Genomic DNA, 13,670 nt, shown 5'->3' on the forward strand with positions numbered 1-13,670 from the left:
CCGCGCCATCGAGGGTCAGTGACGATCAGCCGACCGTCATGCCCTCTGCCGGGATCGCCAAATCGTCTTCGTCTTCGTCTTCGTCTTCGTCTTCGTCCTCGTTTTCGTTTCTCTGCGTGATATCGTTACCGTATTCGTCGAGGCACAGATGGTTTCCACTGCAATCTGTTAGATATTCAAAACAAAATATTCGATTTTTTACATCGTAATCGCCCCAAAGGGTGACATCTCCATAGGAGTGTGCGAACCTGCCGTAATCAGGCCACGTCACGAATTGGCAACAATGCTCATAGTTGTCGGACAGATGGTATTCATAGTTTCTCACGGTCCAGATTTCGCAGCCGACTTCGATTTCCTCTCCCACCTCATAATTCAGGCGATGATTCTGGATTTCGCGGATCACGTCGCCATCGCGGGTCTCTTCGCGCTCGGCAGCCTCGATTCCGGCCTCGGTGACAACCATGTGATTGCCGATATAGGTGGACTTGGGCCTAGGTTTGGTCATTTCAAATGTCCTTGTTCAAATGGGCAAAAATGGGGCGTCCCGCGAAATCATTTCCGCAGGTGAGCCGGGGGCATGGTTTTTGGTTTTGATCCACGAGACGCGAGGTCCCGAACAAGGATGGACGTCACGCCCATATGGACGCGTCGATTGATTTTAATCCACGGGACACGAGGTTCCGAATACTTACGTCAATGATGATTGCCGTATTTACGACAACGCGCGTTCCTTTTCTATCTGCGACTCACGCAGCGGAGCCAGAATGGCGGTGAGTTCCTCGCGAGCGCCCGACGGGAACGTCCATGCAGACCCGTTCCACTTCGCGCCTTTGATGGTTTTGAACGACTGCACGAGACCGGGGCTAAAAGGTGACGAGATGATCCAGAGGCCGTTGCGCGAATAACACCGAAACCCGCGAACTTCCGGCAGAGGGTCTCGTGCGGCTTCGTCGTCGAGTGCCTTCAGTGTGGCGGCTTTTGCCTCGGCCTCATCAGCAAAGATTGCCTCGACCCTTTCGACCGCTTCTGCAATTCGCTTTCGATAACGTACCGAGACAGACCAACTGCGCTTATACCCGCAATATTTCGCACCCGGTAATCCCTTCACAACCTCGATTGCATCAGGATTGTACCGGAACGAGATATGAAGGCGGCTGCCATGTTCCGTTAGAGTTACACGCTCGGTCTGAGGTTGCATTAGAAAAGCTCACGTCAAATCGTCGCAACGACGCGACGAGACGCACTGTAGACGCACCCCACCCACCAAGTCAAAATATTTTTAAAAAACTACCATTTTTGCATATAGTGACATTTGAAAAGTTTGTCTACCACTTTTTACGAGATAGGTGATCGCTTATCGTGGGCGAGAATGCTGAACCCAGATGGCTGGCCTTTCAGGAGATGACATCCACGCGCATTCGTAATCTTCCAACATTCGATAGCGTAGAGACAACCCGCGCCTCTGCGGCGCACGGCGGCACCATGTGAAGGAATCGCCAAACAGGACTTTGTTCCCCTTCTGTTTTCGGGTAAGTCTGGTGTGAAAGTGAGGGGCGAATGGGGCAATCATTCTTTGACGAACAGCGGGACCAGTCGCTCGTAAAAGCTGCGATAGTCGCGAAGTATTTCGATGCGTGGAGCCGAGTGATGATCGCGAACGCCGCAAGAGGCATTCGGATCTCACGCCTCGCCTACATCGATCTTTTCGCTGGGCCGGGGCGGTATAAGGATGGTGCTAAGTCCACCCCCTTGATGGTGCTTGAACGGGCGATAGCCGATGAGGCGCTATCGAAGTTACTTGTCCCGATGTTCAACGATGCCGACCCCGAAAATGTAGCGTCCTTGCAATCCTGCCTCGATAGTCTGCCGGGGAAAGAGCGGCTGAAAAATGCGCCGCTGATTCTTTGCTCCGAAGTGGGCAAGGACGCAGAATCAATGTTCACAAGGGCACGGAATTGCCCGACTTTTTCGTTCATCGATCCTTTCGGATACAAGGGATTGTCGCGAGGCATCATCCAGTCCGTCATCAAGAACTGGGGGTGCGATTGCGTATTTTTCTTCAATTACAGCCGGATCAACGCAGGCATCAACAACGATTCAGTACGCCACCATATGGATGCACTGTTCGGATCAGAGCGCATCTCCCGCATGCGCGCTGCGTTGATCGACCAACTGCCGCATGAGCGTGAGGTGTTTGTTCTGGAAGAATTGGCTCAGGCCCTGAAAGAGCTTGGCGCAGAATATATGCTCCCTTTCCGTTTCCGCCGACCTGACGGCAGCCGCACATCCCATGCGCTGGTGTTCGTCACAAAGAACCCACTCGGCTACCGAATCATGAAGGACATCATGGCCGGGGAAAGCTCGACTGAGGATCAAGGCGTTCCATCGTTTGAATATTCCCCGGCAGACGCACGCTGTCCGCTCCTCTTTTCGCTAAACCGGCCTCTCGATACGCTCGCGGGCGAACTGCTCTCACGCTTTTCAGGACGCACGATGTCCATGAAGTCGATCTTCGAATCTCACCATGTCGGCACGCCATTTATCGAGCGGAATTACAAGGCCGTGCTTGGTCAAATGGAGGTCCAAGGTAAGATCGTCGCAAATCCCCCCGCGCAATCGCGACCAATGCGGAAGGGCGAGCGCACCTTCTCCGAGAAGACCATGGTAACTTTCCCCAGCAGGGCTGCATAATGGGAAGTTCATCGTCTATCGAGTGGACCGATGCGACATGGAATCCCGTGGCCGGTTGCACCGTCCTTACGGCAGGTTGCACGAACTGCTATGCCATGCGGATGGCCGCACGCCTCGAAGTGATGGGGCAAGCGAAATACGCGGGCACGACACGCCTATCAGGTAAGCGGCGGGTCTGGACAGGTAAAGTTGTGCTTGACCGGCATGCCCTTTCCGCCCCGCATGGGTGGCGCAAAGGGCGGCGCGTGTTCGTGAATAGCATGTCTGACTTGTTCCACGAGGCGGTGCCCGCCGATTTCATTCAGGAAGTCTTTGCGGTCATGCGAGCTACCCCCCGGCACATATATCAGATTCTCACCAAGCGCGCAGATCGCCTGCTGGAATTGTCTCCGCAGCTTGAGTGGAGCGATAACATCTGGATGGGCGTAAGCGTCGAGAATAACGATGTTCTTTGGCGAGTTGATCGTCTCCGCGAAACGGGAGCCCACACGAAATTCTTGTCCTGCGAACCACTGCTGGGCTCGTTGAAGGAGCTATCACCAAGAGGCATCGATTGGATCATCGCAGGCGGGGAAAGTGGCCCCGGAGCGCGTGAAATGGATGTCGAATGGGTGCGTGAAATTCGTGATATCTGCGTTTCCGGAAAAACCGCGTTCCACTTCAAGCAATGGGGCGGGCCGGTGAAGTCAAAGACAGGCCGAGTGCTGGATGGTCGGACTTGGGACGAGATGCCGGGTGGGGCACTCATGCCTGAAAGTGTATGATTGCCCATTCGAGCACCTGAAGCGCCACATATTCACGGAAAATCGGTGCCATCCGGGATGAGTTCTCAACGAGACCTTGGCCGCTGATATGTGCGCCGATAAGGTGCCCACATGAATCCCGTTGAGATCGAAGAAGCCGTATCCGCCCTTGCGCTTGAGCCGTTTGACCCGGCTGAGTTCCCGTTCCAGTTCCTGACGGCATTCGGGAACAAAAACACGACGATTCAGCGTCTTCGATCCGGTTCGACCAATGCATCGGATGTCACGGGTGGCGTGCTTCAGCGCAACAATATCCACCTCGCAGCATGCGCTCTCGGTGAGGTTGAGGCCACGCTGGCGACGCTGCGCGACAGCCCGAAAACAGCGACGGCAAAGGCCAAGTTCGTCCTCGCCACAGATGGGGATTCCTTCCAAGCGGAAGACCTGTCGGGAGGAGGCACCGTGGCGTGCGCCTATTCCGAGTTTCCCGATCACTTCGGCTTCTTCTTGCCCCTCGCCGGGATCACCACGGTCGAGCAAATCCGGGAAAGCTCGTTCGACATCAAGGCGACCGGGCGGCTCAACCGGCTCTATGTCGAATTGCTCAAGGACAACCCCGACTGGGCAAAGGCCGAGCGCCGCCCGGACATGAACCACTTCATGGCGCGGCTGATCTTCTGCTTCTTCGCCGAGGATACCGACATCTTCCTCGGCGAGGGCCTGTTCACCAAGACGGTCGAGCAAATGAGCGCGCGGGATTCCTCAGACACCCACGCGGTCATCAGCGAACTGTTCCGTGCGATGGACACCAAGATCGTTAACCGCGAGGCGGCGAAGATACCCCGTTACGCGAACCAGTTTCCCTATGTGAACGGCCAGCTTTTCAGCGGGTCCGTGGAAGTGCCCCAGTTCAGCAAGATCGCGCGGTCCTACCTCAACCATATCGGCAGTCTCGATTGGCAGAAAATCAACCCGGACATTTTCGGGTCGATGATCCAAGCAGTGGCCGACGATGAGGAGCGCGGTGCCCTCGGCATGCACTACACCAGCGTGCCAAACATTCTGAAGGTGCTGAACCCGCTGTTCCTCGACGATCTCCGCGCAAAGCTGGAAGATGCGGGCGACAACTCGCGCAAGCTCCTCAACTTGCGCAGCCGCATGGCGCGTATCCGGGTGTTCGACCCCGCCTGCGGTTCGGGCAATTTCCTCGTCATCGCCTACAAGGAAATGCGGGCCATCGAGGCAGAGATCAACAAGCGACGCGGCGAGCCCGACCGCCGTACCGAAATTCCGCTGACGAATTTCCGGGGCATCGAACTTCGCGATTTCCCGGCTGAGATTGCCCGCCTCGCCCTCATCATCGCCGAGTATCAATGCGATGTGCTCTATCGCGGTCAGAAGGAGGCGCTGGCCGAGTTCCTGCCGCTGAACTCGGATAACTGGATCACCTGTGGCAACGCCTTGCGGCTCGACTGGCTGAGCATCTGCCCGCCTACCGGGACTGGCGTGAAAGTCCGTGGCGATGACCTGTTCAAGACGCCACTCGATCAGTCCGAGATCGACTTTGAGAACGCGGGCGGGGAGACCTACATCTGCGGAAATCCCCCATACAAAGGCCGAAACAAGAAGGATAATGACCAAAAAGATGATCTTGCAAGATTGCTGGGGGCGAGGACGCAAAAGCACAAGAGCTTAGACTATGTGGCCGGATGGCTAATTAAGTTAAGTGACTACATGGCCGCCGTTTCTAAATCAAGTGGCGCGTTGGTGGCTACAAACTCAATTTGTCAGGGGGAGCAAGTTCCTATCCTCTGGCCAATTATTTTTTCCGCAGGAAACTCAATATTGTTCGCTCATCGCTCCTTCAAATGGGCAAATCTTGCATCTCAGAATGCAGGAGTGACCGTCATTGTTGTCGGATTATCTCGAACAGCCGACTTTGATCGATACATCTTCGAGGATGGGCAGCGTCAACGAGTGGATGTAATTGGACCGTATCTGGTCCAAGGCACAACACAGGTTATCGAACCAAGGCAAAGACCTATGGGCGAACAGCCGCAGATGTTTTTGGGAAACATGGCGAAGGACGGGGGGCATCTCATATTTGAGCAACGAGAGAAGGACTGGCTTCTGCATGAAAATGCCGTCCCTCAACAATTCGTGCGCGATTTTTGGGGTGCGTATGAGATGATGCGCGGAGTTCCTCGTTGCTGTCTATGGCTGCTCGAAGCGGACTTGGATGAGGTAGAGAAAAATCCATTTCTGGCTCAGCAGATTGACAAAGTGAAAAGATTTAGGCTGGAAAGCAAGGCTCCTTCTACCCAGCAGAAAGCTAAAATCTCGCATAGATTTGTTCAGTTGTCGCCAGCGAATGGGCAAATTGCGATTGTCGTTCCCGCGATAACCTCCGAAAATCGGGATTATCTTCCTGCGACTCTCACGCAGGATAAGGCGGTCATAGGTCATAAGTGCTACGCAATTTATGACGCCCCGCTTTGGAATCTCTCCCTCATCGTTTCTCGGCTTCATTGGGTATGGATCGGCACCGTTTGCGTTCGCATGAGAACTGACTTTTCCTATTCGAACACACTTGGCTGGAACACCTTCCCGCTCCCCAAGCTCACCGAGCAAAACAAGGCCGACCTCACCCGCTGCGCCGAGAACATTCTGCTCGCCCGGGAGGCGCATTTCCCGGCGACCATCGCTGACCTCTACGATCCGGAGGCTATGCCCGCAGACCTGCGCCGCGCTCATGAGGAAAACGACGAGGTACTCGAACGCATCTACATCGGTCGCCGCTTCCGCAACGACACCGAACGCCTCGAAAAGCTGTTCGAACTCTACACCAAGATGACCGCGAAGGGGAAAGCGGCGTGACGGAGCCAACGCGCGCACCGGGTTGGGATAAGAAGGCCGTGAACCGAATTGCGGCTGAGCAATACGGTGGCCTTGAACGCATGTTCGAGGCCCACGCATGGACCAAGCCCGAGAACCGCACCTTCGGGCAGATTGCACCCAAGTTCGCCAAGGCAACGTATGGTAGCATCAGCGCGTTCGAACTTGCTCATAGAGAAGGCGTTGACCGCAATGCCATGCTCGACCCGCTTGCGGCTACCACGGGCGAAGAGCCAGACGTCTGGCTGAAGAGTTTTTACGGATTTACACCGGAGGCATGGGGCTTCGTCGGCTTTGCCGACATGAGCAAAGTACAACCCTTGTCAGTAGGTCGAAGCCGGGCCTTCTGATGGTGATATATGGTACGGACAAGGCGGAGCCTGACGAACGAAGGCGCGTTCTCGGCGTACTCCAACTGTCACATCAAGTTTGCGAAAAGTGGGATTATTTGCGCCCAGAGATTGCGAAGAAAGAGCGGGCAGACCCATCACGGCGAGACAAGTGGGTCCATGCTTTGCGGATCGTAAGGGCATGGCGTGTCTCTCCTGAATCGAGACCGAGGATCGAGGAGTTCGCTCCTGACACTTACACTCCCGGTGGCGCTCGTGCCATAGGGGCCTATTCGCAGCCGATGAGCGCCAACGAGGTGCAAAACCTGCTAAAACTCGATTTGGTCGAAGTGCCGGTTTATGGCCAAGTGCCCGTCGATAGTATCCTGCCGCAGCCCGCAAAGAAGGCATTAAGGCCTAGCAAGCCGGGTCCAGTCTCTCAGAGTGGCTATACGGTGCGGGAAGCAGAGGGGCCTAAGCATCTCTATATCCTGCGAATGGGCGGCCCCATTCACGCCTTGCTCGGCGAAGACCCCGAGGAGGCACTCATCGTGAAGGTGGGCTTTTCCCGCAGTCCGGAAACGCGGTGTGATACACACAACAAAGCGCTGCCAGCGGGAACGTTCCGATGGACTGTATGGAAGACTACTTTCGAACCTGAGCGTGATCCACTCCCTTCCAGCCAGCACGCCATTGCAGGCGAGGACGCGATGAAGACGTATCTTGACGCTAAGGGCAAATCACTCGGTGGTGAATTCTTCCTAGCCTCGCCGAAGGCCATCAAGAAGGCTTGGAAGATCGGTGTTGAGACTGCGGAGAATTGGAAGCCATGACCACCTCGAAACCCATCCCCGCCGTTTCCTTCCAGACCGCCCGCACTGGGGCCTCGGCGAAGTCCAATGCCCTTGGCATGCGTCCCATGCAGGAGCGCGCCTACAACAAGCGCGGCGAGCAATACCTGCTAATCAAGTCGCCTCCGGCATCAGGCAAGTCCCGTGCCTTGATGTTCATCGCGCTCGACAAGCTACGCAATCAGGGGCTCAAGCAGGCCCTGATAGTGGTCCCGGAGAAGTCCATCGGCGGCTCCTTTGCTGATGAGCCCCTCAGTAACTACGGCTTCTGGGCCGACTGGGTGGTGAAGCCGCAATGGAATCTCTGTAACGCACCGGGGCCGGACGAGGACCGCGCCGATCCCTCGAAGATCAAGGCCGTGGGTCAATTCCTCGAAAGCAGCGACGAGGTACTGGTCTGCACTCACGCGACATTTCGGTTCGCGGTTGAGCGCCTTGGTATTGAGGCATTCGATAATCGTCTGATCGCGGTGGACGAATTCCACCATGTCTCTGCCAGTGCGGACAACCGCCTCGGCAGCCAGCTTGCCGAGTTTATCCGTCGGGATAAGGCCCACATCGTCGCGATGACGGGGAGCTATTTCCGTGGCGACGCGGTGCCCGTTCTGACGCCCGAGGATGAAGCCAAATTCGAGACCGTCACCTACACCTACTACGAGCAGTTGAACGGGTATGAGCACCTCAAGGCGCTCAACATCGGGTATTTCTTCTACACCGGCCGCTACCTCGAAGCGATTGAATCCGTCCTCGATCCGTCGAAGAAGACCATCGTCCACATCCCTTCCGTGAACTCGCGTGAAAGCACCAAGGACAAGGTGAAAGAGGTCGAGGAGATCATGGAGTACCTAGGGGAATGGCAGGGTGCCGATCCCCAAACAGGTTTCCACCGCGTGAAACTGCCCGACGGGCGCGTCATCAAGATCGCCGATCTCGTTGATGACAGCGACGCCGCCAAGCGCGGCAAGGTTCTGGCGGCGCTCAAAGACTCCGCGCACAAAAACGACCGCGATCATGTCGATATCATCATTGCATTGGGCATGGCGAAGGAAGGATTCGACTGGATTTGGTGTGAGCACGCACTGACCGTGGGCTACCGGTCCAGTCTCACCGAGATCATTCAGATCATCGGTCGCGCCACCCGCGATGCACCGGGGAAGGATACCGCCACCTTCACCAATCTGATCGCCGAGCCCGATGCCTCGGAAGCCGCCGTCGTCGGCGCGATCAACGATACCCTGAAGGCGATTGCCGCCAGCCTGCTCATGGAGCAAGTGCTGGCTCCTCGTTTCACATTCTCGCCGAAGGATTGCGGCCCACTCGAAGACTTCGACTACGGCCCCGGTGGCTACAAGCCCGGTGAGAACAATGTCGGTGTCCGGGAGGATACCGGCCAATTGCACTTCGAGATCAAGGGGCTGGTCGAGCCCAAGAGCACTGAGGCGCAGCGCATCTGTCAGGAAGACCTCAATGAGGTCATCACCCAGTTCGTGCAGGACAAGCCCAGCCTTGAGCAGGGTCTATTCAACGAGGAAACCCTGCCACAGGAACTGACCCAGCTTCGCATGGGCAAGATCGTGCGCGACCGTTACCCCGAGCTGAGCGCCGACGATCAGGAGGCCGTGCGCCAGCATGCCATCGCTGCCCTCAATCTCACGCAGAAAGCCAAGGCAATCGCGATGGGGACGGCGACCGATACCCCCGGTGAGGAGCGGGCCAACACTGCACTCATTGACGGCATTCGCCAGTTCTCGATGGATGTCCGCGATCTCGACATCGATCTCGTCGATAGCATCAACCCCTTCGCCGAAGCCTACTCGATTCTGGCGAAGTCGATGGACGAGAAGGTGTTGAAGCAGGTTCAGTCGGTGATCTCGGCGAAGAAGGTCAAGATTTCCCCAGAGGAAGCTCGTGACCTTGCCGAGTGGGCGCTGCGCTTCAAGAAGGAGCGGGGGCGCTTGCCGGATATCAATTCACAGGACGCTTGGGAAAAACGCCTTGCCGAGGGGGTTGCGGCCTTCGCCCGTTATCGCGCACAGGCAGCCAATGGTTGATCTCTCAGACGACGAACTGCTGGCCGAACTCGGTGTTGAGGTCGAGGCCCCCAAGGCTCGGACCTACACGCCGCGCCAAGAGCGGATCATTGCGGGCTTCGAAGATGTCATGCGGTTCTTCGAGGAACATGGCCGCGCCCCGCTTCACGGCGAAGATCGTGATATCTTCGAGCGCCTCTACGCGATCCGGCTCGACCGGCTGCGCGAACTCGACGAATGCCGGGAACTGCTGACCGATCTGGACAAGCATGGACTGTTTACCGGCTCCCAGACGGAGGAGCAGGCTTCCACGGCGGATATCGACGACGATGATCTTCTGGCCGAACTGGGCGTCGAGCCGACCAGCGAGGACGACATTCGTATCCTTCGCCATGTCCCGTCCGCCGAGGAGCGCCGCGCCGCCGAAGAAATCGCCAACCGCATCAAATGCACTGACTTCGACAAGTTCAAGGTGGTGTTCGAGCAGGTGGAACGCGACCTCGCCGAGGGATTGCGAGAGACCCGGCAGTTCGTGAAGGATGCGGGATTCCTCAAGGCCGACATCACCAAGGGTCAGTTCTTCATCCTCGGTGGGCAGGTCGCCTATGTCGCCGAGGTCGGAGAGACTTTCCGGGCACCGAACGGGGAGTTCGACGCGCGTCTTCGGGTCATCTATTCGAATGGCACCGAGAGCGATATCTTGCGCCGATCCTTACAGCGCGCGCTCTACAAAGACGAAGCGGGCCGTCGCGTCACGGAAATCGAGGCAGGGCCTCTGTTCTCCGCAGAGAGCGAAGACGGCGACCTCGAAAGCGGCACCATCTATGTGCTGCGCAGCAAGTCCGACCACCCCATGGTGGCTGAATACCGGGACTTGATCCACAAAATCGGCGTCACCGGAGGATCGGTGGAAACGCGCATTTCCGGCGCGGAGAAGTCCGCTACCTACATGCTTGCCGGGGTGGAGGTCGTCGCCACCTACAAGCTGTTCAACATCAATCGTGTGCAAATTGAGGGTCTCATCCACAAGGTATTCGCCAGCGCCATCCTCGATCTCACGATCCAAGATCGGTTCGGCAACCCGGTGAAACCGCGCGAATGGTTTCTCGTCCCGTTATCTGCGATCAACGAGGCGGTGGAGCGGATTCGCGACGGCAGTATCACGAACTACCGTTATGATCCGCAGCAGGCTCGGTTGGTGGAATGCTGAACGTTTCAGTGCGGGGTGAGCCCTTCACGAGAAGCGCCCTCCTCCGGGAGTGAATCCCCCGCTGTGGCCATAGTACTGCGAGGTCCAACCGACCTTCACGCCTTTCTTTTTTCGCCGCTTACGTACCGGTGGCTTGGGTTCATTCAGCCACCAATCGCATTTCGTCGTCTTGGATTTTGCACCCATCTTGTGGGCTAGTTCGCGAGGATCATCTTCTTTCTTCATGAAAGGAATTTATCAGGTAGGCGTTGACTGATTCATTATTTAAATAATTGGTGTTGATAATAAATTTATTGATTTTCCGTGTTGCTCGTACTTCTCTCACTTCGCCGGGACGGCCGTCCTCATTCAGCCACCCCGGCTTTCGATAAATCCTCAGGCCTTAGCCCCCATTACGCGCATTACGACGCTGGTTCTCATCCATCTGCAAGCGCCAGCGGTACCGAAGTTCGTCCATCGCAGACGGGCATGCGTGGATCGCCCGGAAGAGGGTCAGGTTGATGTGAAGCTCATGCTCCGCTCCAGCGTTGCGGGGGCCACGATTGCGACCACAAGACTGGTTGATGCTGTCCACGTGGGCGATGCGGCACAGATCATCACGGCCAAGTTTCGTGTTCAAGGCCTGATAAAGGCGATACTCATCCGGGTGCATCATCGAGACGAATTGGGTGATGTCGGCGGTATCGAGATTGTTTCGTCCACGAACCGCATACGCACTCGTGGCATTCGGCATATCCTTGAGCTTGTTGCCGATGACATGGACGTTACTGCCCATACAGGCCTTCGCGAGTTCAGGTATCGTCTCGGCATTCACGGAACGGGTCGCGTAGACGTCGATCTCATCGCGCCCGATAGAGGTCTTGGGCCTGAGATACCTGAGGTCAGGCGTAGCCAACTGGGCGACAATTGCAGGGGCCGTCTCCGTCGTCAGGAACACCATTCGGTTGGCAACTGGGGCATTGCCCTCTAGCCACCAATCCCGGTAGCGGATGTAGAATGCCTCGCCTTCGCACGCATAACTGGTGTGATCATGGTCCTTTAGCCCATACTCCATCGCGTCCCGAATGGTCACTTCCTCGAACGTGTCGAGCCCAGCCCGTAAGGCTCGCTGAGCATCAGGCCTGTCGACCATGTATTCCTTCAGGGTATCGGACTTAACGTGTTTCGCGTAGGCATGCCGCTGCCGCGCACTGTTTGCCGAAGACCAGACTTTCGGGGACGCATCCCGAAGGGATGACAGCCACCCCATCTGCCTCTTGGTATAGGCATCGACGAAGGTCTTGATCGAAACTTCGTCATGGACGAGCCAGTTCAAGTTCGATGTCCATTTCGCGCTAATGGGGTCAAAGGTTTCGTCGAAAAAGTCTCGGGAGAGCATCTGTCGCGTCACCGTGTTGTACGACCACTGTTGCGCTACGGCATGGACCGAAAACAGGACCGGCGTTCGGTTTCCGATCTCATCGAAAAGAGCCGCAAGGTCTTCACGCATCAGGCATACGACCTCGGGCTGGGCACGCAGGATAAGGCTCCAGAGCGTCACACCTTTCTCGTCGGCCTGATCCTGTGTCAGGATCGGATATCCGTGCGCCTTCGCGGTATCTTCGTAGAGACGAGAGAACGAATACCACACGACACCATGGAAGCGCTCTCGGCGCTGGGCATCGAGGCGCGTATTCCCGGTTGAGAGCGAGTTGAATTCCTCGGCCTTCTTCTCCGCGTCCTCGTACGTCGAGAACGCGAACATAGATGGTTGCCCGGTGTCACCAGTTTGGGCCGAGAGGGTAATGCTCGCCATGATCGCAGTGGTCTTACCCACCCCTTCGCCAGTATGGATGAGGGAAATCGGGTTCCCCATCACCCAGAAGGGTGTGAAATCGTTCAGGCGCTTGCGGGCGAGCAACAGATCGGTGACCTCGTAAGCTCTCGTGTGATCCAATTCGTCAGCCCACAAGTGAAGCATTTGCCCGAACGGCAACGGTAATGGGGGCAGGTCACCGATAGCCGAGGCTCCTGTTCCTCGCACCATTGGGCTCACGGCGAACTCGGACAGGATGGTTCCCGCGCGAACGTCCGTGACCGAGTTGCGAAACAGCCCGACGTACTGGTCACCCTCTTGGGTAATTCGGTCGAGGATGAGGCCTGTTCCATCGAACCATCCGCGCAATTGCTGTTCGCAGTATTCGTGCTGCTCGTGGAACAGGAAGCCCTTGCCGCGATCAGCAGGCTCCCTCATGGCCTTGACCACTTTGCCTTCGGGGGCGGTGTATAAGCCGGGCTGATGGAAGATCGCGGTCGCCGGATTGCGCTGTACCCTCTGCTCCCACAAGACGACTTGCCGTACCCGTGACCCTTTTATCAGGCCCAGCAGGTGATCCTCCGGGGCGATCCGCATACCGTTGGGCATACGACGTAGTTGAACAGGTCGAACGAGGTTCCCATCCAGCGCCTCAACGCATGAGGGTTGCAGATGCCCGATCACGATGTCGCGTAGAATGTTCCAGTGCGCCTGATGACCATGATAGACAGCGCTCGATGCCAATTCGAGGCTCAATCGATCTCGTACCAACGCCGTTTCCATTACGATGTGGATGTGGAGCGACTTGCTTCCAGAATACGTCACGTTGATGGCTCGGAAATCGGCCCACTGCTTCAGGGTGGCGAACAACCTCCCCATGGACGAAGCCTGCCAGTCCTTCATCGGGAGCAACCAGCGGCATTGCTCTTCCAGAAAGCTGAGCGAGTTCAAGTCCCATTCGAAGGTGTAGACTTGCATGGCCCCGAGGGCAGAACGGTCCTTCGGTGAGACCCAGTTCTCCCCTTCGCCACAGAGGTCGACGAAGAGAGCGTTGCCGAAGAACTGGTAGTCCCGGGGAGCGGTATCCCCCATGCTGACGAGCAGTGCCTCGTAGTGGCTCTGGCCT

General features: G+C 56.8%; 10 protein-coding genes. 7 read left to right on the top strand and 3 right to left on the bottom strand.

Annotation, left to right across the window (positions count from 1 at the left end; all coding sequences use genetic code 11):
• Window positions 1-25: 25 nt before the first annotated feature.
• Window positions 26-505, bottom strand: a complete 480-nt coding sequence (locus MBENS4_RS08685) for a hypothetical protein (RefSeq protein ID WP_039390150.1) — start codon at window positions 503-505, stop codon at window positions 26-28.
• Between the two features lie 207 nt (window positions 506-712).
• Window positions 713-1,198, bottom strand: coding sequence for a hypothetical protein (locus MBENS4_RS25310; RefSeq protein WP_144400875.1), 486 nt, complete (start codon window positions 1,196-1,198; stop codon window positions 713-715).
• Between the two features lie 359 nt (window positions 1,199-1,557).
• Between MBENS4_RS25310 and MBENS4_RS08690 the strand changes: the two genes are divergently transcribed.
• From MBENS4_RS08690 to MBENS4_RS08720, 7 genes are all read left to right on the top strand, one after another.
• Window positions 1,558-2,691 carry a three-Cys-motif partner protein TcmP gene (locus MBENS4_RS08690; protein ID WP_039390151.1) on the top strand — a complete coding sequence of 378 codons (1,134 nt, stop codon included), beginning with the start codon at window positions 1,558-1,560 and terminating at the stop codon, window positions 2,689-2,691.
• Entirely contained in the window at window positions 2,691-3,455 is a 765-nt protein-coding gene (locus tag MBENS4_RS08695; protein WP_039390153.1) for a DUF5131 family protein, read from the top strand. Before MBENS4_RS08690 ends, MBENS4_RS08695 begins: the two co-directional genes overlap by 1 nt.
• Before the next feature lie 111 nt (window positions 3,456-3,566).
• Window positions 3,567-6,311: a class I SAM-dependent DNA methyltransferase gene (locus MBENS4_RS08700; protein WP_039390156.1), complete on the top strand. Its 2,745-nt coding sequence runs from the start codon at window positions 3,567-3,569 to the stop codon at window positions 6,309-6,311.
• A gap of 38 nt (window positions 6,312-6,349) precedes the next feature.
• Window positions 6,350-6,679, top strand: coding sequence for a hypothetical protein (locus MBENS4_RS08705; RefSeq protein ID WP_144400876.1), 330 nt, complete (start codon window positions 6,350-6,352; stop codon window positions 6,677-6,679).
• 281 nt (window positions 6,680-6,960) lie between these two features.
• Window positions 6,961-7,491 carry a hypothetical protein gene (locus MBENS4_RS08710; RefSeq protein WP_039390161.1) on the top strand — a complete coding sequence of 177 codons (531 nt, stop codon included), beginning with the start codon at window positions 6,961-6,963 and terminating at the stop codon, window positions 7,489-7,491.
• On the top strand, window positions 7,488-9,560 hold the full coding sequence (locus MBENS4_RS08715) for a DEAD/DEAH box helicase (protein ID WP_039392065.1): 2,073 nt from the start codon (window positions 7,488-7,490) through the stop codon (window positions 9,558-9,560). Before MBENS4_RS08710 ends, MBENS4_RS08715 begins: the two co-directional genes overlap by 4 nt.
• Window positions 9,553-10,749 carry a GIY-YIG nuclease family protein gene (locus MBENS4_RS08720; RefSeq protein WP_039390163.1) on the top strand — a complete coding sequence of 399 codons (1,197 nt, stop codon included), beginning with the start codon at window positions 9,553-9,555 and terminating at the stop codon, window positions 10,747-10,749. The genes MBENS4_RS08715 and MBENS4_RS08720 overlap by 8 nt, the downstream gene beginning before the upstream one ends.
• A 382-nt stretch (window positions 10,750-11,131) precedes the next feature.
• Here MBENS4_RS08720 and MBENS4_RS08725 read toward each other — a convergent pair.
• The coding region (locus MBENS4_RS08725; RefSeq protein ID WP_159108034.1) for a hypothetical protein at window positions 11,132-13,670 on the bottom strand (2,539 nt) is incomplete at its 5' end.

This window comes from Novosphingobium sp. MBES04 (assembly GCF_000813185.1).
Classification (GTDB): Bacteria; Pseudomonadota; Alphaproteobacteria; order Sphingomonadales; family Sphingomonadaceae; genus Novosphingobium; species Novosphingobium decolorationis.